Origin of the sequence: Rhizobium sp. IBUN (genome assembly GCF_000510625.1) — a bacterium.
Classification (GTDB): Bacteria; Pseudomonadota; Alphaproteobacteria; order Rhizobiales; family Rhizobiaceae; genus Rhizobium; species Rhizobium altiplani.
In genome coordinates this window covers 1-23,858 of the sequence record NZ_AZNV01000040.1, presented here as the reverse complement: position 1 = coordinate 23,858, position 23,858 = coordinate 1, and the positions used below count along the sequence as shown (strand labels likewise).

At 61.4% G+C, this 23,858-nt stretch carries 27 protein-coding genes and 1 tRNA gene; 12 read left to right on the top strand and 16 right to left on the bottom strand.

The genetic code is table 11. The annotated features are described in order from the left end of the window. Nucleotides 1–7 precede the first annotated feature (7 nt). The 3 genes from cobT to RHIBUN_RS0126440 form a co-directional block, all read right to left on the bottom strand. Entirely contained in the window at nucleotides 8–1,909 is a 1,902-nt protein-coding gene (gene cobT, locus RHIBUN_RS0126450; RefSeq protein WP_025661871.1) for a cobaltochelatase subunit CobT, read from the bottom strand. A 12-nt stretch (nucleotides 1,910–1,921) separates the two neighbouring features. Next, the gene (gene cobS / locus RHIBUN_RS0126445) at nucleotides 1,922–2,914 is read right to left on the bottom strand and encodes a cobaltochelatase subunit CobS (protein ID WP_018857765.1); all 993 of its coding nucleotides are present in this window, start codon (nucleotides 2,912–2,914) and stop codon (nucleotides 1,922–1,924) included. A gap of 312 nt (nucleotides 2,915–3,226) precedes the next feature. Further along, the gene (locus RHIBUN_RS0126440) at nucleotides 3,227–3,838 is read right to left on the bottom strand and encodes a J domain-containing protein (RefSeq protein ID WP_018857764.1); all 612 of its coding nucleotides are present in this window, start codon (nucleotides 3,836–3,838) and stop codon (nucleotides 3,227–3,229) included. A 100-nt stretch (nucleotides 3,839–3,938) separates the two neighbouring features. On the opposite strand from RHIBUN_RS0126440, the gene RHIBUN_RS0126435 reads away from it, so the two are divergent. After that, entirely contained in the window at nucleotides 3,939–4,220 is a 282-nt protein-coding gene (locus RHIBUN_RS0126435) for a BolA family protein (RefSeq protein WP_025661870.1), read from the top strand. 55 nt (nucleotides 4,221–4,275) lie between these two features. Here the strand turns inward: RHIBUN_RS0126435 and RHIBUN_RS0126430 are convergent, their stop codons facing one another. From RHIBUN_RS0126430 to RHIBUN_RS0126415, 4 genes are read right to left on the bottom strand one after another with little or no spacing between them, the layout of a single operon-like run. Beyond that, nucleotides 4,276–4,755, bottom strand: a complete 480-nt coding sequence (locus RHIBUN_RS0126430; RefSeq protein ID WP_025661869.1) for a DUF2938 domain-containing protein — start codon at nucleotides 4,753–4,755, stop codon at nucleotides 4,276–4,278. Nucleotides 4,756–4,808: 53 nt separating this feature from the next. Beyond that, nucleotides 4,809–6,119 carry an HlyC/CorC family transporter gene (locus RHIBUN_RS0126425; RefSeq protein ID WP_025661868.1) on the bottom strand — a complete coding sequence of 437 codons (1,311 nt, stop codon included), beginning with the start codon at nucleotides 6,117–6,119 and terminating at the stop codon, nucleotides 4,809–4,811. After that, nucleotides 6,116–7,246: a 3-dehydroquinate synthase gene (aroB, locus tag RHIBUN_RS0126420; RefSeq protein ID WP_025661867.1), complete on the bottom strand. Its 1,131-nt coding sequence runs from the start codon at nucleotides 7,244–7,246 to the stop codon at nucleotides 6,116–6,118. The genes RHIBUN_RS0126425 and aroB overlap by 4 nt, the downstream gene beginning before the upstream one ends. Beyond that, nucleotides 7,246–7,833: a shikimate kinase gene (locus tag RHIBUN_RS0126415; protein WP_025661866.1), complete on the bottom strand. Its 588-nt coding sequence runs from the start codon at nucleotides 7,831–7,833 to the stop codon at nucleotides 7,246–7,248. Before RHIBUN_RS0126415 ends, aroB begins: the two co-directional genes overlap by 1 nt. Before the next feature lie 146 nt (nucleotides 7,834–7,979). Here RHIBUN_RS0126415 and RHIBUN_RS36975 point away from each other — a divergent pair, with 146 nt between their 5' ends. The 5 genes from RHIBUN_RS36975 to RHIBUN_RS0126390 all read left to right on the top strand — a co-directional run bounded on the left by RHIBUN_RS36975 (nucleotide 7,980) and on the right by RHIBUN_RS0126390 (nucleotide 11,770). Then, nucleotides 7,980–8,156 carry a hypothetical protein gene (locus RHIBUN_RS36975; RefSeq protein WP_018857758.1) on the top strand — a complete coding sequence of 59 codons (177 nt, stop codon included), beginning with the start codon at nucleotides 7,980–7,982 and terminating at the stop codon, nucleotides 8,154–8,156. Nucleotides 8,157–8,160: 4 nt separating this feature from the next. Then, the gene (xerD, locus tag RHIBUN_RS0126405) at nucleotides 8,161–9,114 is read left to right on the top strand and encodes a site-specific tyrosine recombinase XerD (protein ID WP_025661865.1); all 954 of its coding nucleotides are present in this window, start codon (nucleotides 8,161–8,163) and stop codon (nucleotides 9,112–9,114) included. 61 nt (nucleotides 9,115–9,175) lie between these two features. Continuing rightward, nucleotides 9,176–10,129: an acetyl-CoA carboxylase carboxyltransferase subunit alpha gene (locus tag RHIBUN_RS0126400; protein ID WP_018857756.1), complete on the top strand. Its 954-nt coding sequence runs from the start codon at nucleotides 9,176–9,178 to the stop codon at nucleotides 10,127–10,129. A 188-nt stretch (nucleotides 10,130–10,317) separates the two neighbouring features. Then, complete coding sequence (locus RHIBUN_RS0126395) at nucleotides 10,318–11,541, top strand: murein L,D-transpeptidase family protein (protein WP_018857755.1); 1,224 nt, start codon at nucleotides 10,318–10,320, stop codon at nucleotides 11,539–11,541. A gap of 4 nt (nucleotides 11,542–11,545) precedes the next feature. Further along, nucleotides 11,546–11,770: a sulfurtransferase TusA family protein gene (locus RHIBUN_RS0126390; protein ID WP_025661864.1), complete on the top strand. Its 225-nt coding sequence runs from the start codon at nucleotides 11,546–11,548 to the stop codon at nucleotides 11,768–11,770. Between the two features lies 1 nt (nucleotide 11,771). Here the strand turns inward: RHIBUN_RS0126390 and RHIBUN_RS0126385 are convergent, their stop codons facing one another. Then, nucleotides 11,772–12,932 (bottom strand): GTP-binding protein, encoded by a 1,161-nt coding sequence (locus RHIBUN_RS0126385; RefSeq protein ID WP_025661863.1) that lies wholly within the window; start codon nucleotides 12,930–12,932, stop codon nucleotides 11,772–11,774. 12 nt (nucleotides 12,933–12,944) lie between these two features. Continuing rightward, nucleotides 12,945–14,069: a D-alanyl-D-alanine carboxypeptidase family protein gene (locus RHIBUN_RS0126380; RefSeq protein ID WP_025661862.1), complete on the bottom strand. Its 1,125-nt coding sequence runs from the start codon at nucleotides 14,067–14,069 to the stop codon at nucleotides 12,945–12,947. 157 nt (nucleotides 14,070–14,226) lie between these two features. On the opposite strand from RHIBUN_RS0126380, the gene RHIBUN_RS0126375 reads away from it, so the two are divergent. After that, nucleotides 14,227–15,390 carry a M20 aminoacylase family protein gene (locus RHIBUN_RS0126375; RefSeq protein ID WP_018857751.1) on the top strand — a complete coding sequence of 388 codons (1,164 nt, stop codon included), beginning with the start codon at nucleotides 14,227–14,229 and terminating at the stop codon, nucleotides 15,388–15,390. A 72-nt stretch (nucleotides 15,391–15,462) separates the two neighbouring features. Continuing rightward, nucleotides 15,463–15,539: transfer RNA gene (locus tag RHIBUN_RS0126370), tRNA-Arg, on the top strand. Nucleotides 15,540–15,583: 44 nt separating this feature from the next. Here the strand turns inward: RHIBUN_RS0126370 and RHIBUN_RS34055 are convergent. The 5 genes from RHIBUN_RS34055 to RHIBUN_RS0126345 all read right to left on the bottom strand — a co-directional run bounded on the left by RHIBUN_RS34055 (nucleotide 15,584) and on the right by RHIBUN_RS0126345 (nucleotide 19,747). Then, entirely contained in the window at nucleotides 15,584–16,129 is a 546-nt protein-coding gene (locus RHIBUN_RS34055) for a hypothetical protein (protein ID WP_051420103.1), read from the bottom strand. A 119-nt stretch (nucleotides 16,130–16,248) separates the two neighbouring features. Then, nucleotides 16,249–17,046, bottom strand: coding sequence for a 3-methyl-2-oxobutanoate hydroxymethyltransferase (locus RHIBUN_RS0126360; RefSeq protein ID WP_025661861.1), 798 nt, complete (start codon nucleotides 17,044–17,046; stop codon nucleotides 16,249–16,251). Between the two features lie 29 nt (nucleotides 17,047–17,075). After that, nucleotides 17,076–18,302, bottom strand: a complete 1,227-nt coding sequence (locus tag RHIBUN_RS0126355) for an FAD-dependent oxidoreductase (RefSeq protein WP_025661860.1) — start codon at nucleotides 18,300–18,302, stop codon at nucleotides 17,076–17,078. A gap of 10 nt (nucleotides 18,303–18,312) precedes the next feature. After that, a complete protein-coding gene (locus RHIBUN_RS0126350; protein ID WP_018857747.1) occupies nucleotides 18,313–18,627 on the bottom strand; it encodes a MocE family 2Fe-2S type ferredoxin in 315 nt (104 codons plus the stop codon). Nucleotides 18,628–18,658: 31 nt separating this feature from the next. After that, complete coding sequence (locus RHIBUN_RS0126345) at nucleotides 18,659–19,747, bottom strand: fatty acid desaturase family protein (protein ID WP_025661859.1); 1,089 nt, start codon at nucleotides 19,745–19,747, stop codon at nucleotides 18,659–18,661. 143 nt (nucleotides 19,748–19,890) lie between these two features. Between RHIBUN_RS0126345 and RHIBUN_RS0126340 the strand changes: the two genes are divergently transcribed. Continuing rightward, on the top strand, nucleotides 19,891–20,922 hold the full coding sequence (locus tag RHIBUN_RS0126340) for a LacI family DNA-binding transcriptional regulator (protein WP_084659828.1): 1,032 nt from the start codon (nucleotides 19,891–19,893) through the stop codon (nucleotides 20,920–20,922). A 25-nt stretch (nucleotides 20,923–20,947) separates the two neighbouring features. Here the strand turns inward: RHIBUN_RS0126340 and RHIBUN_RS0126335 are convergent, their stop codons facing one another. Further along, complete coding sequence (locus RHIBUN_RS0126335) at nucleotides 20,948–21,592, bottom strand: ThuA domain-containing protein (protein ID WP_025661857.1); 645 nt, start codon at nucleotides 21,590–21,592, stop codon at nucleotides 20,948–20,950. Between the two features lie 174 nt (nucleotides 21,593–21,766). Here RHIBUN_RS0126335 and RHIBUN_RS36970 point away from each other — a divergent pair, with 174 nt between their 5' ends. Next, on the top strand, nucleotides 21,767–21,913 hold the full coding sequence (locus RHIBUN_RS36970; RefSeq protein WP_167354926.1) for a hypothetical protein: 147 nt from the start codon (nucleotides 21,767–21,769) through the stop codon (nucleotides 21,911–21,913). A gap of 7 nt (nucleotides 21,914–21,920) precedes the next feature. Here RHIBUN_RS36970 and RHIBUN_RS0126325 read toward each other — a convergent pair whose 3' ends face one another. Next, a complete protein-coding gene (locus RHIBUN_RS0126325; RefSeq protein WP_025661856.1) occupies nucleotides 21,921–22,187 on the bottom strand; it encodes a BON domain-containing protein in 267 nt (88 codons plus the stop codon). A 192-nt stretch (nucleotides 22,188–22,379) separates the two neighbouring features. On the opposite strand from RHIBUN_RS0126325, the gene dxr reads away from it, so the two are divergent. Further along, the gene (gene dxr / locus RHIBUN_RS0126320; protein ID WP_025661855.1) at nucleotides 22,380–23,573 is read left to right on the top strand and encodes a 1-deoxy-D-xylulose-5-phosphate reductoisomerase; all 1,194 of its coding nucleotides are present in this window, start codon (nucleotides 22,380–22,382) and stop codon (nucleotides 23,571–23,573) included. A 62-nt stretch (nucleotides 23,574–23,635) separates the two neighbouring features. After that, a partial coding sequence (locus RHIBUN_RS34050) for a transposase (protein ID WP_198021180.1) occupies nucleotides 23,636–23,858 on the top strand: 223 nt, incomplete at its 3' end.

The window sequence follows — 23,858 nt, the reverse complement described above, 5'->3', positions numbered from 1 at the left end:
TTCGCGGTTAACCGGCGCGGCGGAGGCGACCGCCCCGCGGCTGGGCGGTCTTATCTTCAAACAGCGACGCAAGCTGCTCGGTCATGGCACCGGCCAGCTCGTCAGCATCGACGATCGTTACGGCGCGCCTGTAATAGCGCGTCACGTCATGGCCGATGCCGATTGCAAGCAGCTCTACCGGTGAGCGCGTCTCAATCCGGTCGATGACGGCGCGCAGATGTCGCTCCAGGTAGTTGCCCGGATTGACCGACAGCGTCGAGTCATCCACCGGCGCACCGTCGGAGATCATCATCAGGATCTTGCGCTGCTCACGGCGGCCGATCAGGCGGTTATGCGCCCACATAAGCGCTTCGCCGTCGATGTTCTCCTTGAGCAACCCTTCGCGCATCATCAGGCCGAGATTGGGCCGCGCGCGACGCCAGGGCGCGTCGGCCGACTTGTAGATGATATGCCGCAGATCGTTGAGACGGCCCGGCGTCTGCGGCTTGCCGCTGGCAAGCCACTTCTCGCGCGCCTGTCCGCCCTTCCAGGCCTTCGTCGTGAAGCCCAGGATCTCGACCTTGACGCCGCAACGCTCCAGCGTGCGGGCCAGGATATCGGCGCAGGTGGCGGCAACCGTGATCGGACGGCCGCGCATCGAGCCCGAGTTGTCGATCAGAAGCGTCACCACCGTATCGCGGAACTGCGTGTCGCGCTCCATCTTGAAGGAGAGCGCCTGCATCGGGTCGATGATCATGCGCGTTAGGCGTGCCGGGTCGAGATAGCCTTCCTCGAGATCGAAATCCCAGGAACGGTTCTGCTGCGCCATCAGGCGGCGTTGCAGGCGGTTGGCCAGTCGACCGACCGCGCCCTGCAGGTGCGCAAGCTGCTTGTCGAGGAAGGCCCGCAGGCGCTCGAGCTCGGCCGCGTCGCAAAGCTCTTCGGCGGTAATCGTCTCATCGAACTCCTCGGTGAAGACGTGGTAGTCCACCTTCTCGTTGAAGTCGTCGAAGGGCGTGTTCGGACGGCGGGTCTCGCCCGGCGTCTCGGAATCTTCCTCGCCTTCTTCCTGCATGTCGTCGTCGGAGATCTCGGCGCCTTCGGTCTCGCCGTCCTCCATCTGCTCGTCGGCGACCTCGCTGTCCTCTACGGGCGCGGCATCCGAACCCGCATCGTCATCGACCTCGTCCTGATCCTGCTCGTCGCCGTTCGGCTGGTCTTCCTGCTCCGAATCATCGTCGGACTCTGGCTGACTGTCGTCGTCACCGTATTCTTCCGCCATTTCCATGGCGGAGAGCATGTGGCGGATCACCTTGGAAAAGGCCTGCTGGTCGCCGATGACGGAGGGAAGGTCGTCGAGGTCGGACCCAGCCTTCTCCTCGATGAACGAGCGCCAGAGATCGAGCACTTTGCCGGCGGAGGCTGGCGGCTTCTCGCCCGTCAGCTTCTCACGCACCATCATGGCCATCGCTTCGCCGATCGGCGCGTCTTCCTGCCGCTCGATGCCGGAGAAATTCGCCTTGGAGTATTTCTCGTCGGTCATCGTCCGGAGATTCGTGGCCACGCCTTCCATCCGCAGCGCACCGATCGATTCCACGCGCGCCTGCTCGACGGCGTCGAAGATTGCCCGCGCGTCGGAGCCTTGCGGGGCCATCGTCGCATGAACCTTGTCGTCGTGGCATGCGAGCCGCAGCGCCATCGAGTCGCCGAGACCGCGCGTAATCGCCAGCTCACGCATGGTCGGGCGCTTGGAAAGCTCCGGCAGACGGATCCTTTCGGCCGTCATTCCAGGACGTTCATTGGCGAAGGTCACCTCGACGTCGCCGTCGCCGGCGATCGCGCGCACACTGCCGGTTATCGCCCGGCGCAACGGCTCGACGTCGACAGGCGAGCCGGGCTTTGCTTTCGAATTGTCACCGCGAGCAGCCATGATCGGTCGGCCTTAGGCCTCCAGGACGATGTTGGCAGCGCTTTCCTTCAGCTCGACGCCGAAGGCGCGCTGGTAATGCTCGGCAACCAACGGACGCTCCAGCTCGTCGCACTTGTTGAGGAAGGTGGTGCGGAAAGCGAAGGCGATGTCACCGAAAATCTCGGCATTCTCGGCCCAGGTGATAACCGTACGCGGGCTCATGACGGTCGACAGGTCACCGTTCATGAAGGAAGCGCGGGTCAGATCGGCGACGCGCACCATCTTGGAGACAAGATCGCGACCTTCCTTGTTCTTCCCGAAGCTCTTCACCTTTGAAGCGACGATGTTCACTTCATGGTCGTGCGGCAGGTAGTTCAGTGTGGTGACGATCGACCAGCGGTCCATCTGCGCCTGGTTGATCTGCTGCGTGCCGTGATAGAGGCCGGTCGTGTCACCAAGACCAATCGTGTTTGCCGTCGCAAACAGGCGGAAGGCCGGGTGAGGACGGATGACACGGCTCTGGTCGAGCAGCGTCAGGCGGCCGGACGATTCCAGCACGCGCTGGATGACGAACATGACGTCAGGGCGGCCGGCATCGTATTCGTCAAAGACGAGCGCGACATTGTGCTGGTATGCCCAGGGCAGGATGCCGTCCTTGAATTCGGTGACCTGCAGGCCGTCCTTGAGCACGATTGCGTCCTTGCCGACGAGGTCGATACGGCTGACATGGCTGTCGAGGTTGATACGCACGCAGGGCCAGTTGAGGCGGGCGGCGACCTGTTCGATGTGCGAGGACTTACCCGTGCCGTGATAGCCTGAAATCATCACGCGTCGGTTATGGGCGAAGCCGGCAAGAATGGCGAGCGTCGTCTCGCGGTCGAAGAGATAGTCGGGGTCGAGGTCCGGAACATAGGCGCTGCCCTGGCTGTAGGCCGGCACGCGAATGTCGGAATCGATACCAAAGACCTCCCTGACCGAAACGGTGGTGTCCGGAAGCTCCGAAATATCAAGGTCAATCTTGCTCATCATGTCTCCAAGGCGGGTGCCCGACACCCGACCATACTGTCTCAGCCCATTTCGCAACCATGACGCCGCAGTTTACCCCGCGCTCGTTCATGTCGGAACGTCGGCGATGCTTCTCCGGGACTGAAACGAAACCTCGGGGGCGATAATCTACCGCTAGCGAGCATTCTTGAACAAAGTCCCGGACAAGAAACGCCGCGCCCGGAAGTGGCCGAGGCGCCTGTGGGACAAACGCAGAAACTTATGCCGCGGTTGCCTGCGGCCTCAGCCGATTTGGGACCATACCTGATTGAAGACCAAGAGCAAGGACGGGAATTAACAAAAACCGTTCTGCTTCAATAATTGATAGGCCTGGATGACGGCGCGGAAGCGTTCCTCCGAGCCGCGGTCGCCGCCATTGGCGTCGGGATGGTGCTTCTTGACCAGTTCCTTGTAGCGGCTCTTGATCTCAGAGGAGGTGGCGCTGGCATCAAGCCCCATCGTGTCGAAGGCCTTGGCTTCCAGGCTTTTCAGCTTGCGCTGCTCGGGAAAGCGCGGGCCGCTCCCCTTCGTGCCGTTGACGAAGCCGAAGGGATCGCGCACCCGGTAGGAGCCCGAGCGCATATCGGAGTGCAGCGGGCTGTTCTTGGCGGCCTTGTTGACGCCGACCGTCCAGGTCGGGCGATGCCCTGTTATCGCTTCCTTCTGGTAGCGCGCAATCTCGCCGTCGGAAAGGCCGGAGAAGTAGTTGTAGCCCTTGTTGTATTCCTTGACGTGCTCGAAGCAGAACAGGAAGAACTGTCCCTCGGCATTGCGTCCGACGGGAGCGCGATGCACGCCTTTTTTGTCGCAGCCATCCCACTGACAGGCAGGGGGTGCCTGTTCGGTTTCCTGCTCGCGTTTGCGGCGGGTGCGGATGCGGTCGAAATATTTGGAATCGAGTCTCATGACGGCGCTAATTATGGGCCTGCGAAGAGGCGACAACAAGAATTGACAAACCGGAATGTTGCTGGCTTGGTGGGAACCTTTTTCGCAAAGCAACGAGACCATGAAACTGCAGACCCGCATCGAAGAAAAGCTGACCGCCGCGTTCGCGCCGGAGCGCCTCAGCGTCATCAACGAAAGCCATCTTCATGCGGGCCATCAGCCTGACATGACGGGCACCGGCGAGACCCATATCCGGGTGCGCATCGTATCCGCCAAGTTTGCCGGCATGCCGCGACTGGCGCGGCACCGTGCGATCACGGAGCTTCTGAAGCCAGAACTGGATGCCGGATTGCATGCACTCGCCGTCGAACCGGCAGCCCCTGGGGAGCCGGTGCGCTGGTAGGCGGCTGCGTGAATATAGGAACTGGGCGGCGCTCTCCCAAGAGCGCCGCAAAGACTTAGCGGATGAGAAGCGCCGTGCCGTAGAGCCCGAGCGAAAAGAAGGTATGCGCAACGAGATTGAGAACGCGCACCTTGTTCGGATTGGGCGTCTTGGAGGCCGCCACTCCGAGCCCCATGCCCGGCTGCATCAGGAACCAGCCGGCGCCGACGGTGACGATGGCGAAGATCCAGGCAGGCAGGAAAGTCGGCGTATCGAGCCAGGCGGAGCCGACGATCAGCACCAGCAGCAGACCGTAGATAATGCCGACGGCATAATGGCCAATCCAGCCGAGCGCCCGCTCGTGCCGATAGGGTTCGGCGGCATTGATGTCGCCGTGAAAGACGCGGCCCTTGGCCACTTCCTTGAACCAGCGCCCGGCCGGCGCCCAATTCGGCAGCCCGCCACCAGACGTGACGCCGTAGAGCACGGTCCAGATATCCATGAGCGCGGTCGCGCCGATACCGATGATCACAGAGCGCCAGATAATATCAAGCATGTGAAATCCCATCAAAAATGTGCCGCCGGCCCCCTCGGCCAGATCGGCGAAGGTCAGGCCGGCTTCGCCCCGTCCTCCTCGGCCGAGCGGATACGAAGCCTGGTGATACGGTTCTTCTCGCGCTTCATGACGATGAAGCGCTTCCCATGAAAGGTGAAGGCCTGGCGCTCTTCCGGAATGGTCATGGATTCGTGGATGACCAGACCAGCGATCGTCGTCGCCTCCTCATCCGGCAGGTGCCAGTCGAGCGCCCGGTTGAGATCGCGGATCGGCACCGTTCCGTCGACGACGATCGAGCCGTCGGCCTCCTGGCGCACGCCCTGCATCTCGATATCGTGCTCGTCGGAAATATCGCCGACAATCTCTTCCAGAATGTCCTCCAGCGTCACGATGCCCTGCACCTCGCCATATTCGTCCACGACGACGGCAAAGTGCTGCTTGCGGCGCAGGAAGGCGTTGAGCTGGTTCTCGAGACTGGTGCTATCGGGCACAAACCAGGGCTTCTGGGCGATCTTCGAAATGTCGAGATTCTCCGGCTCGACATTCGGCTCGGCAAGCGCCCTCAGAAGATCCTTCGCATGAACAACGCCAATAATATTATCCGTCGTGCCACGCCAGAGCGGCATGCGGGTAAAGGGGCTTTCAAGGATTGTCCGTACGACGACCTCAGGCGGATCGTCGGCATTGATCGCCCGCATCGCGGTGCGGTGGACCATGATGTCGGAGAGTTCGAGTTCGCCGAGATCAAGGACGCCGCCCAGACGGTCGCGGTCCGCCTTCACCACCGATCCTTCGCGATGCAGCAGATCGACGGCGCCGCGCAGTTCCTCGTGCGCGGAGAGCATCGAGACTTCGCGCGAGAGATTGATGCCGAAGAGCGACAGTATCCGGCGAACGATCGCATTCACAAAGGACGAAACCGGACCGACGACGGCGACAAACATCTTGACTGCAGGAGCCGTGTTCAGCGCAAACCGATCGGGGGTGGAAATCGCCCAGCTCTTCGGCAGCACTTCGGCGAAGATGACCAGGATGACGGTCATCGCCAAGGTGGCGAGCGCCACGCCGGAATTGCCGAAGACGCCAAGAAACAGGCTGGTCGCCAGCGACGAGGACAGGATGTTGGCGAGGTTGTTGCCGATGAGCAGCGCGCCGATCAGTCGGTCGCGGCGTTCGATAAGCTGACGCACGATCCCCGCACGTTGCTCGCCGTTGGCTTCGAGCGTGTGGATGCGGCTGCGGGAGACGGCGGTCAGCGCGGTCTCCGAGCCGGAGAAGAACGCCGACATGAGGACGAGGGCCACGATAGAGACAATTTCCGGCCAGTATGCGGAAAGAAATGCCAACGTGCCGTCGAGGGTCATCGCGGGTGTTTCTCCTTGAGGAAGCTCAGCACTTCCGACGCAGGTACGTCATCGGCGACGAAGGACTGCCCGATGCCGCGGGTCAGGATGAAGGTCAGCTTGCCGGCCTTCACCTTCTTGTCCTGGGCAATCGTGTCCATCAGCATTTCGGCCGGCGGCAGCGCTCCCGGAATTTCCGACATGCGGGTGGGCAGGCCGACGGCCTTCAGGTGGGTTTCGACACGGCGGGCGTCATCCTTGCTTGCCAGGTTCATGCGCGCCGAGAACTCGTGCGCCAGAACCATGCCGATCGAAACACCTTCGCCATGAACGAGGCGAGCGCTGTCATAGGCGGTCGCAGCCTCCAGCGCGTGGCCGAAGGTGTGGCCGAGATTGAGGAGGGCGCGTTGTCCAGTTTCGCGCTCGTCGGCAACGACGACATCCGACTTTGCCTGACAGCTGGTGGCAATCGCCTCGATGCGCGCGGCACCGCCGGCAAAGACTGCCTGCCAGTTGGCTTCCAGCCAGGAGAAGAAATCAGGCTTGTCGATCAGTCCGTATTTCGCGACCTCGGCGTAGCCCGCGCGAAACTCGCGAGCGCTCAGCGAATTCAGGACATCGGTATCGGCGAGCACCAGATCCGGCTGATGAAAAACGCCGATCAGGTTCTTGCCGTGGCGGCTGTTGATACCCGTCTTGCCGCCGACCGAGGAATCGACCTGCGACAGCAGCGAGGTCGGAACCTGCACGAAACGCACGCCGCGGCGCACGATGCCCGCCGCAAAGCCCGTGAGGTCGCCGATAACGCCGCCGCCAAGGGCAATCACGTGGTCGTTGCGCTCGATCCGCGCTTCGAGGACCTTGTCGCAAACGGTCATCAGGTGCTCGAAGCTCTTGGTCTTCTCGCCCGCCGGAAGCACGAGGGTCGCAGACGCGATGCCCGCCGCCTCGAGGCTTTGAACCAGCGCATCCAGATAGAGCGGCGCCACATGTGCGTCGGTGATGACAGCCGCCTTGCGGCCCTTCAGGCGCGAGGCGATCTCAGTACCGGCGCGTGCGATCAGGCCCGGCCCGATCAGGATATCGTAGGCGCGCTCTCCGAGCGGTACGTGAACCTTGCGTTCGGAGGCGGAGGCATCAACATTCATCAGGCTGCACTTTCGGTTCGGGCGTCGATCACGGCTTTGAGTACTTCTTCCGCCATCAGTTCCTTGCGCACATCGCGCGACAGGACGGTGAGGTCGGCGAGCTCGTAGATCGGATAACGCGCATTCATCAAGGTTTCGAGGGTCTGCTTGGGATTCTCGGTCTTGAGCAACGGCCGCGTGTCACGCTTGTTGACCCGCTCCCAGAGAACGTCGAGGTCGGCCTTCAGCCAGACGGAGACGCCGCCCTTCTTGATATGCTTGCGCGTCCGGTCGTTGATGAAGGCGCCGCCGCCGGTGGAGACCACCCGCGGACCATTCTTCAACAGGCGTTTCATGACGCGGGTTTCGAGCGCCCGGAATTCTTCTTCGCCATAGGCGGCGAAGAGCTCACCGATGGACATGCGGGAGACCCTCTCGATCTCGGCGTCGCTATCGACGAAAGGGATGCCGAGCTGATGCGCGACGATCCGGCCGACGGAGGACTTGCCCGCGCCCATCAATCCGACGAGGATCAGATTACGAGAACCGAGCGCAGCACGAGCCCTGTCTTTCAAGCTTTCGGCAACGGTCAGAACTGGGTCGCTCATTGGTCCATTCACACTTTGTTTGCGAACGGTATCGACAAATGCAGGTGTAGCGTCAAGTCGCGGGCAAGGGAAACATAGTCCAAATGCACCTTCTTGCACTTGCAAACATGCTTCTTCATAAAGAAGCAGAGCCATGGAGTCGCTGAATGCCGAGTCTGTTCCGTTTTCTCGCCATATTGGCGATCATCGCCGGTGCGATATACGGAACGATGTGGGCATTGGTTGCTTTTGTCGAGCCACAGGAGCGCGACGTGACGATCCGCCTTCCGTCCGAGCGGGTCAATCCTCCGGCCACCGGCGCCATTAACCCGTCCAAGAAGTGAGACAATGAAGGATCTCGGCTGGGTTCACGTCGAAGCCTTTCTGGAAATGATGAGCGCGGAGCGGGGAGCTGCGGCCAATACACTCTCTTCCTATGAGCGGGATCTTGACGATCTGCACGGTTTCCTGAACGGCAAGGGAGTGCGCCTGCTGGAGGCGGCGTCGGCCGATCTTTCGGCCTACCTGTCTTCCCTTGCCGCCCAAGGCTTCAAACCTTCCTCGCAGGCGCGGCGACTGGCGGCAATGCGCCAGTTTTATAAGTTCCTTTACGCCGAGGGTCTGCGCACCGACGATCCGACCGGCGTTCTCGATGCGCCGAAGAAAGGCCGGGCTCTGCCGAAAACGATGGGGGTCGACGAAGTTGGCCGGTTGCTCGAGCAGGCGGAAACCGAAGCGCAGGATTCCGCGCCCGGACAGTTGCAGCGCCTTCGCATGCTGGCCCTGCTCGAACTGCTCTACGCAACGGGGATGCGCGTCAGCGAACTCGTCTCGCTTCCGGCCCGCGTGCTCGACCAGGACGGACGCTTCCTGATGATCCGCGGCAAGGGCAACAAGGAACGGCTTGTGCCGCTATCGCAGTCGGCGATCGTGGCGCTCAAGCTCTACGGCCGTATGCTCGCCGCTGAAAACGACGCCGCCAAAGTGCCGCAGGAAAGCCCTTGGCTGTTTCCCGCAGCGTCCAAGGAGGGCTATCTGCCGCGTCAGGTTTTCGCGCGTGATTTGAAAAATCTTGCGATCCGGGCAGGTCTTACCCCATCTATGATCTCGCCGCATGTCATGCGGCATGCATTTGCAAGTCATCTTCTCGCCAACGGCGCGGATCTTCGCGTTGTTCAGGAACTGCTCGGCCACTCGGACATTTCAACCACGCAAATCTATACGCATGTGTTGGAGGAACGGCTTCAACAACTGGTCCAAACGCACCACCCCCTTGCCAAACAGGCCAAAAAGCAGGAATAGGACCGGCGACAAAGGGCGAGCTCATCAAACTAGCCCCGGCAAAGGAACGGAAACGCACCTCATGCACAACTATCTCGACTTCGAAAAGCCGATCTCCGACCTCGAAGGCAAGATCATCGAACTGAAGAAGCTCGCCACGGAAGACGAGAGCATCGACACGTCAGATGAAATCGGCAGGCTCGAAGTTCGCGTTCGCGAAGCGATGGTCGACATCTACTCGAAGCTCAACGCCTGGCAGAAGACGCAGGTTGCGCGCCATCCGCAGCGACCGCATTTCGTCGACTATGCCAAGACGCTGTTTCAGGAATTCACGCCGCTTGCCGGCGACCGCAAGTTCTCCGAAGATGCCGCAATCCAGGCAGGCCTTGCCCGCTTCCGCGGCCAGCCCGTCGCCGTTCTCGGCCAGGAAAAGGGCAACGACACGAAGAGCCGCCTGAAGCACAATTTCGGCAGCGCCCGCCCCGAAGGCTATCGCAAGGCGATCCGCGTTCTCGAGATGGCTGACCGCTTCGGCCTTCCTGTTATCACGCTCGTCGACACGGCAGGCGCCTATCCGGGCGTCGGCGCCGAAGAGCGTGGCCAGGCCGAAGCCATCGCCCGCTCGACGGAAATGTGTCTCTCTGTGAAGGTACCGATCGTTTCCGTCGTCATCGGCGAAGGCGGCTCGGGCGGCGCGATCGCGATCGCCACCGGCAACCGCGTCTACATGCTGGAGCATGCGATCTACAGCGTCATCTCGCCGGAAGGTGCAGCCTCGATCCTCTGGCGCGATTCCGCTCGCGCCAAGGAAGCCGCCACCAACATGAAGATCACGTCCGAGGACCTGAAGGCGCTCGGCATCATCGACGGCGTCATCAGCGAGCCGCTGGGCGGCGCGCATCGCGATCCGGACAGCGTAATCGCCACGACCGGTGATGTCATTGCCAAAGCTCTGGGCGAGCTTTCCAACCGCACCGGCGAGCAGCTTCGCAACGAGCGTCGGCAGAAATTCCTCAACATGGGCCGCAATTTGTAGTGCACAAACGCGCGGCTGCGCCGTGAATGAGGCCAAACCTTGGCCACAATAATGTTATCAATAACATTACTACTTGCGGGGGACGCGAGCGCGCTTCATAGGCTGCTAAGAGTTTGTGAACCATAGTCAGCCTATGATTCGCTCCGCGTGCCGGGGCCGGGTTGCATACTGTTGATGGGCTTTTTTGAATGCGCATTCGTCATTTTGCATATGTTTCCCTGATGGCGCTGGCTTTGGCCGGCTGCAACGATGCATTGGAAACCGCCCAGGTCGATCTTTCCAGCGTCAAGAACAAGGTCGAGCAGCCATTGCCGCCACGCATCCTGTCCGAGATGTCGGCCAAGAGCATGCAGCGCAACTCGCCGATCATGATCCGCATCTTCAAGGAAGAAGGCGCGCTGGAGATCTGGAAGGCGAAAACCGACAATCGCTTCGACAAGATCGCCGACTACAAGATCTGCGCCTGGTCTGGCCGCCTCGGCCCGAAGGTAAAAGAGGGCGACCGGCAGGCCCCGGAAGGCTTCTACAACCTGACGCGCGCCAATCTCAATCCGAACTCCAAATACTACCTCGCGATCAACACCGGCTTTCCGAACCGCTATGACGCTGTGAACGGCCACAATGGCACCAACCTGATGATTCACGGCGCCTGCTCTTCGTCGGGCTGCTACTCGATGACCGACCAGCAGGTACTGGAGATCTACGCCTTTGCCCGTGACGCCTTTGCCGGCGGCCAGTCGACAGTGCAGCTTCAGGCCTTCCCCTTCCGCATGACCGCGGAAAACATGGTGCGCCATCGCCTGAACCCGAACATCGAGTTCTGGAACATGCTGAAGGTCGGCTACGACAATTTCGAGGTCACCAAGCGTCCTCCCGAGGTGAATTTCTGCGAGAAGAAATACGTCTTCAACCAGCAGTCAACCGACAATGGCGAGTTCAATCCGGCCGGCAAGTGCCCGGCAATGTCGACGCCGCCGGCGCTGACCGCCGCGCTTGCCTCCTACGGCAAGACCTACGATGCCGACTACGCCAAGGCCATGAAGAAGTATGATGGCATGGCCTGGTACGATCCGAGCGAGGCGGAGCGCAAGGCCGTGGTCGCTAAGCTGCGAAAGGGTCGCGAACTGGCCTATGCACCGACCGGCACCTCGCTGGAGGCGGGCAAGATGGTCAAGGTCGCGGACCTCGAAGAGATGATGGCGAGCAAGACCGCGTCCGCGGTTGCCGCAAATGCGGCACCCAATGCTACGCCGGCATCCTCCGAAGCAAAGGAAATTGCCGTCGCCGCTGCCGTTCCGGCTCAGGTTCCGATCCCAACGCCGAGCCCGCTGGCATTCGCGCCGGTACAACAGCCCGAACCGGTGGAAGTCGCCTCGAAGAAGCCGTTCTGGAAATTCTGGGGCAGGGACTGACGGCGTGAGCGCCTTCCTCTATGACCTACGCGGGCTAAAGTGCCCGCTTCCCGTGCTGAAGACCCGCCGCAAGATGTCCTCCCTTCCGAGCGGCTCACTGATCCGCGTCGAAACGACAGATCCGCTCGCTGGCATCGACATCCCTCATTTCTGCAACGAAGACGGCCACGAACTGATCGAGGCTGAGACGACGGAAGGCGGCCACCGCTTCCTCATCCGCAAGCGATAGATTAAAATCGCATGCCCGGCACGGCAAGCGGATTGTCGTGCAGCGCGGTGCGATCCGGCGTGTCGATGCGCGGCTTGCCGAGAAACGCGTCGAACAGATCCTTGACGAAGGCTTCCGGCAGATTCTTGGTGATCAGCACCATGCGCGTGCGCTTGTCCTGAGGGTCGGGCCATGCGGGCAGGCGCGATGGCTGATGGAAGATGCTCTGCACGCCGTGAAGCACCAGCGGCCGATCCGGGCGGTCCGAGACCGCGACGATCGCCTTCATCCGCAGGAGCTTGTCGCCATGCGCCGAACGCAAGAGATCGATGAACATGTCGAGCGCCATCGGGTCGATCGGCTTGTCCTCGACGATCGAGAAGGACCGGATCGAGGCATCGTGGCGGTTCACATCATGTGGGTCCTGGTGATCGTTCCCGTGATGATGATGGTGATGGTCGTCAGCACCATGGTGATGATGGTCATGCTGGTGATGCGCCTCATGCGCATCCTCATCCCGCAGCCAGCGTCCGACGTCGGCAATCTTGTTTGTCGGATCGTAGAGGCCGTTGACGAGCACACTGACCTGCCCTGCTTCGGCGCTGTCGGCATCCATCAATGCGGCACGCGGATTGAGCGCATCGAGACGCGCCTCCAGTGCTTCCAACACTTCTGGCGAAGCCATTGTCCGCTTGGAGAGAATCAGCCGATCGGCAACCGCGGCCTGTTTCACCGCTTCCTCGTGATTGTCGAGGGTCTGCGAGCCGTTGACTGCATCGACCACCGTCACGATGCCATCGAGGTCGAAATTGGTGGCGATGATGGGGTTGCCCATGATCGCCTGCATGACCGGTGCCGGATCAGCAAGGCCGGTCGTCTCGATCACGACGCGCTTCACCGGCTTGACGCGGCCCGTCTGTACCGCGTCCATCAGATTTGCGAGGGTATCGACGAGCTCTCCGCGCACCGTGCAGCATAGGCAGCCGTCCGACAGTTCGATGATCGCATCGCCCGAGCTTTCCACCAGTAGATGATCGATGCCGACATCACCGAATTCGTTGATGATCACGGCGGCGTCCTTCATAGCCGGATCCTTGAGGACCCGGTTCAGCAATGTGGATTTGCCGGCGCCAAGAAAGCCGGTCAGGATGGTGACCGGTATCCGATCGGAAGCAGCGCTCATGTCAAAGAGGCCTCAGAAAGTGGTCGGGCGTGGCAGCGGAACCGGGACCTTGGCAATCGTTCCCGCGGTATCCGCGGTCGCCAACTTGTCCGGCTGCGGTTCGTTCTGGCCCGGGATCAGTCCTGCGAAGACGAAGTTGGGGTCGTGGTCCATTTCCTGGATATAGGGAGACTGAACCTTCATGCGGCCCACTTCGTCGCGCGTTTCGCTGCGGACCTTGGCACCCTTGGCGCTGCAGATATCGGCGGTAATATCGGCGACCTGATCCTGACCCGGGCCATATGGCCGTAATGAACTGAGCGTATCGGGCGCGGCAAACTGCGAAGTGAAGCCCTTTTGCAGCAGGTCGGCGGAGGCATCCGCCCGCGCCGCAAGACTGTCTGTGCCGAGCACGACAGAGATCAAAGTGCGGCCGTTGCGCGTCGCCGAACCGATCTGGTTGAAGCCCGAGGCGCAGATGAAGCCGGTTTTCATGCCATCGGCGCCGGCAAAACGACCGATCAGCACGTTGATGCTCGGCACGTTCTTGGTGCCAGTCGTGATGCCTTCAAGCGAGAAGTATCCGGCGTATTGCGGGAACTCGCGACGAAGCGCCACGGAAAGGACCGCAAGATCGCGCGCCGTCGTATACTGGCCCTTGCCGGGCAGGCCGTTCGGATTGACGAAATGCGAGTCGGTCATGCCGAGCTTCGCCGCCTCGGCGTTCATCTTCAGCACAAAGGCTTCCTGCGTGCCGCCGACGGCCTCGGCAACGGCAACCGCAATGTCGTTTGCCGACTTGACCATCAGGATCTTCAGCGCGCTGTCGAGCGTCAGCTTCTGTCCCGGCTTGAAATACATTTTTGCCGGCGGCTGGGCTGCCGCCCGCTTGCTCATGACGATGGGGGTATCGAGGCTGATCTGGCCGGCGCGAACCGCGTCGAAAACCGTATAGACGGTCATAAGCTTGGTGAGCGAAGCCGGATACCATTTGCGGAAGGCTTCCTCGTGCTCCAGCACGCGGCCGCTCTGCACATCCACCAGAATATGCGGATTCGCATAGGCCTGAGCGGAGGCCGAGAGCGCGATGGCGGCTGCGGAAGCTACGATTGAAAGCGGCCGCAAGGCGGCAAGCAAACGGTTCTGGCGCGTCAACACGGTTCGTCCTTAAAGATGTCCGGAAGTCTCGAAAGTTTCCCCTATTTAACGTATATGGCCATGACATGGCAAAGGGCCTTGATTAAGTTATTTCTGCGGCATCGTGTCCTTGCGACCCGATCCCGTCCCCGTTTCGATTTCACGACAGGAAGCTGACATGCCGATTTTGAACAGAGCCGCCGAACTTCAAGACGAGGTGACAGAGTGGCGCCGGCATATCCATGCACGCCCCGAACTTCTTTTTGCGGTCGAGAACACCGCCGCCTTCGTGGCTGAAAAACTCAAGGAATTCGGCGTCGACGAGATCGTCACCGGCATCGGCAGGACCGGCGTCGTCGGTCTGATCAAAGGCAAGGGCGAGGGCGGGCGCACCATCGGTTTGCGCGCCGACATGGACGCGTTACCGCTTACCGAAATCAGCGGCAAGCCCTGGGCTTCCACGACACCTGGCAAGATGCATGCCTGCGGTCACGACGGCCATACGGCCATGCTGCTCGGCGCGGCCAAGTATCTGGCCGAGACGCGCAACTTCAACGGCAACATCGCGGTCATCTTCCAGCCCGCGGAAGAAGGCGGCGGCGGTGGCAACCTGATGGTCAAGGACGGCATGATGGAGCGCTTCGGCATCGAAGAGGTCTACGGCATGCACAATCTGCCGGGTCTTCCTGTCGGGCACTTTGCAATCCGTAGCGGCGCGATCATGGCCGCCACCGACGAATTCACCATCGCCATCAAGGGCCGCGGCGGCCATGCGGCCCAGCCGCACCGCACGATCGACCCGATCGCCATCGGCGCTCAGATCGTCAGCAATCTGCAGCTGATTGCCTCCCGCAATGTCGATCCGCTGCGTTCGGTCGTCGTCTCGGTCACCAAGTTCAACGCGGGCTTCGCCCACAACGTCATCCCGAACGACGCGACGATCGCCGGCACCGTGCGCACGCTCAATGAGGAGGTGCGTAACCTCGCCGAGACCCGCCTGAAGCAGGTCGTCAACGGCCTCGTTGCCGCCCACGGCGCAGAGGTTGATATCGACTTCAACCGGAATTATCCCGTCACCTTCAACCACGCGACGGAAACCGGCCACGCCGTCCGCATCGCCGGCGAGATTGCTGGCGCAGGCAACGTCAATGCGGAGATCGACCCGATGATGGGCGGCGAGGATTTCTCCTACATGCTGAACGCCCGTCCCGGCGCCTTCATCTTCATCGGCAACGGCGACACGGCCGGCCTGCACAACCCCGCCTACGATTTCAACGACGAAACCATCGCCCACGGCATTTCCTACTGGGTGCGGCTCGCCGAACAGCGCCTCGGCGCCTGAAATCTGACGTCAGTTACACATGCAAAAGAGCTTGGCTTCCGGCCAAGCCTTTTGTATGCATGACGCTCAAGTGGTCCCGTAGCTCAGCAGGATAGAGCATCAGATTCCTAATCTGAGGGTCACGCGTTCGAATCGCGTCGGGATCACCATTATTTTCAGTAACCGTGTCGGACTGCACGCTTCCGCTCTGAGTTCAGGGCAACGGAACCGCCGCGTCGCCGAGCGTTCGCAGATATGCGATCACGTTCAGTCGATCAGTTTCATCAGGCGCTCCACGAATCTCCATGTTTACGCCTGGGGTTGTGAGGGTTGGACCGGTGAGAAAAATGTGAGGTCCTCGAACGTCCAGGTCCCCTCCCACGCCAACAGGGTCTGGGAGTAGCGGTTGAAATTCGCCGATGCCTTGTCGCGCCCGACAACCTTCCAGAGGTTCCGGCCACCTGGTGGCCCCGCTCTGCGCCTTTGTTGCATGGCGCGTGGCGCAGTTGGAGACAAAGAACGCCGCGCCCTTTGTCGGATCACCGTTGGCCAGCTTGGCGGAAATCGGCTCGGGTTTTTGAATAATGACGCCATGAGCCAACAGGTAGGCTGCGATCTCGGGGTGGTTGTCGCGCCTTGCAAGGTGGTAGGGCGTGATGATGGCCGGCAGACGAGCCGGATCTCCCCGCACCCATGTGGCGTTGACGTCTGCGCCAGCTTCAACAAGCACTTTGACGCAATCGAGACAACGGTTCGCCACAGCGATCTGCCTTGCCGGCGGTCACGCGCGCCTTCTCGACCCACTTGGCGGCGATCATTTCCACGTGCCAGCGAGGTAGTCAGGCGATGAGGAGAGAAACGCTTTTGGTCTCCGGCTACCTAAAGCCGTGACAAAAAACCTTCCAACTCCTCCGCATCGACAGACACGCGATGCCGTTCCTCCGGATAGGCGCCGCTGGCGATGTCGGTAGCGTATTCGCGGAATGCCGCGATCCGTTCAGCCTGGATGCGGTCATATTCGGCCGCCAGGTTGCGATAGACCTTGGCATGGCGCGGATATTTCCCGCGGTTTAGGCCGAGCACGTCCTCGGAGAAGAGATACTGGGCGTCGCATCCGCTGCCGGCGCCCATGGAGATCATGAGCATGGAGGTGCGTTCAGAAATCGCTGCCGCTACCTCGGCCGGCACGACCTCGATCTCCGCGCTGAAGGCACCCGCGGCCTCCAGATCCTTCACTTGCTTGTAGACAAGAGCCGCCGTTTCGGCCGTCTTGCCGACCGCGCGAAAGCCGCCCGTCCATGTGGCATGCGACGGGATAAGCCCCGTGTGTCCGCAGACCGGAATATGCTCGTCGCGCAGCCGCCGGATCGTCTGCAGGCTGGCGGCGCAATAGATGGCATCGGCCGAGGCCGCCCGCATCTTTACCGCCGAGCGCAGGATCTCATCGGTGGTGGCGCCGCTCTGGCCGTATTCGCCACCCGGAATGGCAAAACGCCCCGGGGCGGCATCGCGGAACCGCGGATCGAAAAGAAGTTCCGGCGGCACGGAAATTAGGTCGATGCCGGCAGCCTCGGCCGCTTCCGCCTCTTCGAGCGACACGACGCGCAGCATGCTGAGTTGCCGCTTGCCCTTCATCGCTAGGAGGTCATGCACAGTCGGTCGCAGTTGTTTGCCCATCGCCGATACCTTGAGAATGCGGCAGCCGGTCAGGCGGCCAGGAGGGATTTCAGTTTGACGCTGCTTGCGACAAGCGCTGCCGGATCCGGATGCGCGCGCGCCGCAATCAGCATTTCGGCAAGCCGGATATCGCGCGCGACCACGTTGCCGCGACCGATGCCGCTGGCCGCAAGCAGCCTGCCGGCTTCATCGAGATGAAAGAGAATGAAAGCGCCGTCGCCGAGGTCGCGGCGCAAATGCTGAACGGCGCCCTCCGCCAGGCCGGCGATCTGCAGCGTTACGTCATACTGGTCGGACCAGAACCAGGGGACGGCGGAAACGGCTGTGCCAAGCCCCATCATGTTGGCGGCGGCGAGTGCGCCCTGCTCTTGGGCATTCCGCCAGGATTCGAGCCGCACACGCCGGCCGCCATAGATCGCGAGGGGGAAGGAGCAGCAGTCGCCGGCTGCGTAGATGTCAGGCGCCGAGGTGCGCAGGAATTCATCGACGGCAATGCCGTTGTCGATTGTGAGACCAGCGCGAGCGGCAAGCTCCGTATTGGGAGTGGCGCCAATGCCGATAAGCACGAGATCCGCGCCGATCATGTTGCCGTCAGCCAGGTGGATCTTGGCGCTTTCGTCGTCTTCCGCAATACCTGTTATCGCCACCCCGCAACGGATATCGACGCCCTCGAGCGAATGCCGTTCGCAGATCACCCCGGCAACTTCCTCCGGGACGCCGCGCTTCAGCACGCGTTCCAGGCCCTCGAGGACCGTTACGGCAGTTCCGAGCGCACGCGCCGTCGCGGCAAGCTCCAGGCCGATAAAGCCGCCGCCAATGATCACGATATGCTTCCCCGGCACCATTGCCTTGCGAAGTGCGACCGCATCGGCATGGGTGCGCAGCGAGCGGATATGCTTGCTGTCCTCGGCAATATCAGGAAGCACCCGCGCACGGGCGCCGGTCGCGAGCAACAGCTTGTCATAGGCAATGGTACGGCCATCGGAAAGCGTAACGGACTTTGCTTCAGGATCGAGATCCTGAACCGTCAGGCCGGTCAGCAGACTGATGCCGCCTGCGGCATATCTCTCCAGCTCCGCGATGAATTTCGGTTCCGCAGTCCCTTGGTCGGACGCCTTCGAAAGCGGCGGCCGCTCGTACGGCGCGAGCGCCTCGCTTCCAATCAGCGTGATCTCGCCGTCAAATCCCTTCTCGCGCAGCGCAAATGCCGCGCGGGCGCCGCATTCCCCTGCCCCGATGATCACGAAATGGGTCATGACAGCTTCCTCAGATCGAGATGAAGACAGCACCGTCTTCGACCTTCACGGGATAGGTGCCGAGGTTGACGCAAACCGGCGCCCCCTTCGCCTGCCCCGTCTTGTAGTTGAAACGGCCGTTATGCTTGGGACATTCGATGATCTCGTCCATGACCAGACCGTCGGCCAGATGGACCTGCTCGTGCGTGCACAACCCGTCCGTTGCGAAGAACTCGTCGTCGGGGCTGCGATAGACCGCGAACGTCCTGCCCTGGTGATCGAACCGCATCACGTCCTCTTCGTCGATGTCCTCGACGGCACAGACCTCGATCCAATTTCCGCTCATCTCGTCCTCCCAGGCTTATGCTTGGCGTTGTTTATTGGGCAGCCGGCGCAAGCTCGGCGTGGAATTCCTCGCGATAGGGACGCGCCGTCGCCGGCAGTTCGCGCTTCAGGAAATAGTCCTCATTGCGCAGCTGGCGCAGGAATGCCGGGAGCATCTCGCGATAGCCGGACCAGATCGACGGGTTTGCCGCCGGCAGGTCGTGCTTGATCATCGCATGCAGGCGCGGCAGCGCGTGGTAAGGCACCATCGGGAACATGTGGTGCTCGACGTGATAGTTCATGTTCCAGTAGATGAAGCGGCTGATGGGGTTCATGTGAACCGTGCGGCTGTTCAGACGATGGTCGATGACATTGTCCGCGAGGCCCCCATGCTGCAAGAGTCCGGTCAGCACATGATGCCACGCGCCATAGAGCCTGGGCAGGCCAATCAGCACCAGCGGCAGGATGGAGCTCATCGCAATCGCAACAGCGATCGTCGCGACATAGATGGCAAGCCAGATGCGGGCGATAAGGATCGCGCGGGGCTGTTCCATCTCGGGGATGAAGGTCCTCTCCTCCGCGCCGATGACGCCGACGGCATTGCGCATCATGTCGACCATCGCGTGCCAGACATCGAGAATGCCGAAGAAGTTCAGGATCAGCCGCAGCAGATCCGGCGGACGCATCACCGCAATTTCGGGATCGCGGCCGACGATGACAGTGTCGGTATGATGGCGCGTATGGCTCCAGCGCCAGGTCACCGGATTGCGCATGATCATGAAGCAGGCGATCTGATAGACTGCGTCGTTCATCCAGCGCGTCTTGAAGGCCGTGCCGTGACCACACTCGTGCCAGCGGCTATCCGATGCCGAACCGTAAAGCACCCCATATGCCAGAAAGAAGGGCACGCAGAGCCACGAGCCCCAGAAGTAGACGCCAAGTCCGCCAAGGAGGATCATTGCGCCCAGCCAGATGATCGTGTCACGGATAGCCGGAGCGTCGGAGCGCTGCATCAGCGCTTTCATGTCCTTGCGCGCAACCTCGGTGTGATACCACTCGGCGGCGGCCAATCCCATGTCAACGGCTGTGCGGCCGCTTTCACCGAGCAGGCTGTAGTCGCGCTTCCTCGTCTGATCAGCCATCTCAACCTCCCGCATGCCATCCCTCCCGGCCTATGCAGACGAGAATATGTTGACTTTCATCAAGCGACAATGCAGCCTTGATGTATTCTATCAAAAGACATCATTGCGACCACATCACAATGATGGATTCTTGCAAGGACCGAATGGTGAAGCGACCGACAATACAGGATCTGGCGAATGCTTCGGGCGTCAGCGTCGCGACGGTCGATCGTGTGCTGAACGGCCGGCATCGGGTTAGGGAGGAGACGGCACGGCGGGTCTATAACGCGGCGGCCTCTATCGGCTACCATGCGGTCGGCCTGCTCCGGCAACGGGTATTCCAGGACCTCCCGCATCATCGGCTGGGCTTTCTTCTGCAGCGTCCGACGCAGTCGTTCTACCAAACGCTCGCCAGGGAAATCGAGCAAGCAGCGCATGCCAACACATCGTCTCGCATAACCGCCCAGATCGAATATGCGACGGCGTCCACGCCTGCTGCGATCATTGAAAAGCTGAAGCTTCTCGCCAGCCGCAACCAGGCGATCGCATTGGTCGGTCCGGACTATCCGGCCGTCACGGCCGAGGTTGAAGATCTGAAGGCCAGGGGCATTCCTGCCTTTTCCATTCTGTCCGATCTCGCCAGTGGCGTGCGACAGGGTTATATCGGGCTGAACAATCGAAAGGTCGGCCGCACGGCCGCCTGGATGATCGCAAAGGCTGCCAAGAAACCCGGCAAGGTCGCCTGCTTCGTCGGCAGCCACCGCTATCATGGACATGAACTGCGCGAGATCGGCTTCCGCTCGTATTTTCGAGAGAATGCCCCTGATTTCGAGGTTCTCGAGACGCTGATCAACCTCGAAACTCCGGAGATAACGCACGAAGCCACCATCAATCTCCTCAAGCAGCACCCTGATCTCGTCGGCTTCTATGTCTGCGGCGGCGGCATGGAAGGCGCGATCTCCGCCGTTCGCGAAGAAGGTCTCGCCGGCAAGCTTGTCGTCGTCGTCAACGAACTGACACCGGACTCGCGCTCGGCACTCGCCGACGACGTGGTGACCATGGCGATCGCGACGCCCGTCAGGAACCTCTGCAACGATCTGATCACCTTGATGACAGCCTCGATAGGATCAGAGGGCGACGCGGTTCCGGGACAATCGTTCCTGCCTTTCGATATCTATACCTCGGAGAACATCTAGCCCTGCCGGCGACCCGTCTTCGGCCTTAGCGCCGTGCGGCCCAGGACAGGCCGCGGCGAAGAATGAGGCGCATATAGGGGTGGTCGAACTCGCTCGCGACATGGCCGAGAGCGGAATAGAAGACACGCCCTTGTCCGAACTGGCGCTTGAAGGCAACGGGCATTGTCACGTTGCGGGCGGCCGAATCATACTCTCCGGAAAAGCGCGTCGTCGCCAGGATTTCGATCGACGGATCGTAGTGGAGGTAGTACTGCTCGGACCGATAGTCGAAGTCGGGAATCCCCTCCATCACAGGATCATGCTGACGGGTCACGTTGACGCGGAAATCGATGATGTTGCCGGGATGGGAGACCCAGGTCACCCCAGAGACATACCGGAACGGTGCGCTCTCCTTGAACGACGTCGCCAGCGCGCCGTGATGTCCCCCGAGGCCGAGACCACCGCGTACAGCCTCCAGCAGCGCGTCTGCGTGCGCCTTCTCGATTTTCTCGCCGGTGATGACAGGCACGAGCAGATCGGCGCCCGCGATCGCAGCTGACCCGAAGATGCCAAGGTCGCCGGTCACCTCGACGGCAAAGCCATCCTCGCGCAACAGGTCCGCGACGCGGTGGGCACACGCTTCAGGCTCGTGGCCGCTCCAACCGCCCCAGACGATGATCGCTTTGCGCATAAGCACCTCCCTTGCCGAACACATTGGGCCGCCGAGAGCGGCCAGATCTTCTTTACGACAAGAGGGGTCGAGCAAGCCAGTGCAAGCCTTGCCGGACCATATTTTCTTCCGACGCTCGGAGGCGGAACTTTCCGACCCGTTCCGCGTTTCGCGGAAAACGAGGGAGTGCTCGCCATGCGTATGAAACTGACGTTGCTTGCATTCGCATATCTTGTCGTCAGCGGCCTGTTGCTGGCAACCACCTATAAATCGGCAGGCCCGATCACGACGCCAAAGACAGATCGGGTCGCAGCCTTCCAGATGGAACGCTTCGCCGGCTGAGGGATAACTACGCTGCCTTGATATCATTGCGCACGGGCCGCGTTCCCGCGAGAGCGCGCGCGACGGCGGTTGCACGCTCGATCTCGGCTGCCGTGGAAACCATGCCGGTTAGCACGACCGCACGACCTTCAAGCGTCACCTTCACATCAGCCGCATCAATCCCACCAGCGACAGCCAAGGCATTCGCTACGGCCTCCTCGAGCGCGGCATCCTGGTTAGCTCCAGTCTCAGGTTCGAAGGGTTCGCCATAGAACGTCGGTTGCTTGAAAACCATGTGCCTTCCTCCTGTCTCGACTACGAAACGCAGCAACTGGCCGATTGGTTTCGCACCACCCTCTTTGACATGGCAAGGGAGGGCGGCCGCCCTCTCCCGGATTCGCAGGATTTCTGCTGCGCCGCACACTTGCCGCTCATTTCAATCCCCTGTACAGCCAGAGCCAATGCAAGAGTTTTGGCGAAATCATCGATGATGGCAGGCGAAAGTGCGCCGAGGCGCCTCAGTATTTTTGGCTCAACCGGCTCGATCGGACAAAATACGCTCGACGTTGTCGAGCAGTTGGGCGGGCGGGACTGCTATGAGATCTCGGTCGTAACGGGCAACGAGAACGTCCAGCTTCTGGCGCAGCAGGCGAAATCGTCAGGCGCCAAGCTTGCGGTCACCGCGAGCGACGGCAAATATCACTCGCTGAAGGAAGAACTGTCCGGCAGCGGCATTGCGGTTGCCGCTGGCGTATCAGGCCTGACGGAGGCCGCCGACCTCGAGGCGGATTGGGTGATGGCCGCCATCGTCGGCACGGCCGGCCTCGCGCCGACACTGGCCGCTGCCCGCAAGGGCGCAACGATCGCGCTCGCCAACAAGGAATGCCTGGTGTCGGCCGGCGACTTGTTCGTCGATGCAGTGGCAAAGGGCGGCGGACGGCTGATCCCCGTCGACAGCGAACACAGCGCGATCTTTCAGTCTCTCGACGAAGACCAGCGGCACGCCGTCGAACGGATCATCCTGACGGCTTCGGGCGGTCCGTTCCGCACCTGGTCGCGCGCCGACATGGCGAATGTGACGGCGGCTACGGCGCGAGCCCACCCGAACTGGTCGATGGGGCTGAAGATCTCGGTCGGAAGTGCCTCGATGTTCAACAAGGCGCTGGAGATGATCGAGGCGAAGCATCTCTTCGGCGTTCGCCCGGACCAGATCGAAGTGATCGTCCACCCGCAGTCGATCATTCACTCGATGGTCGGCTACACGGATGGATCGATCATCGCCCAGCTCGGCAGCCCCGATATGCGGACGGCGATCGGTTACGCGCTCGACTATCCGCGCCGACCGACACTAAACGTCGAGCGGCTGGATTTCGCCAAGCTCTCGCGCCTCGACTTCGAGGCGCCGGATGAAGAGCGTTTCCCGGCGCTGAGACTGGCGCGCACCGCGCTGGAACGCGGCGGCCTACAGGGCGCCATCATGAATGCGGCCGAGGAAATTGCGTTTCACGCGTTTGTCGAAGAGCGGATCGGTTTCCTTGCCATGGCCGATATTGCCGAAGCGGTGATGGACAAGATGATCGCGTCAGGGGAAGCGAAGACGATGGACGACGTCTTTGCCGCCGATGCGGAAGCTCGCAGGCTCGCTGCCGAACTGGTAGCCCTCAACGAAAAGGCCGCCTGACGGCGGCCCCAGACTGCTGACAAACCCCTGGCCTCGTCCAGGGGTTTGTGATTCACTGGGTCATGTTGAAGAAACCTGCTCCCGAACAGACGGCTCTCGAGATGGTGACGCTCGATCAGCTTGTTCCGAAGGATCACCTGCTTCGCAAGATCGACGCGGTAATCGACTTTTCCTTCATCCATGATCGGGTTGCCGGTCTTTACTGTGCTGATAACGGCCGCCCGCCGCTCGATCCGACCTTGATGTTCAAGGCGCTGTTCATCGGTTATCTCTATGGCGTGCGCT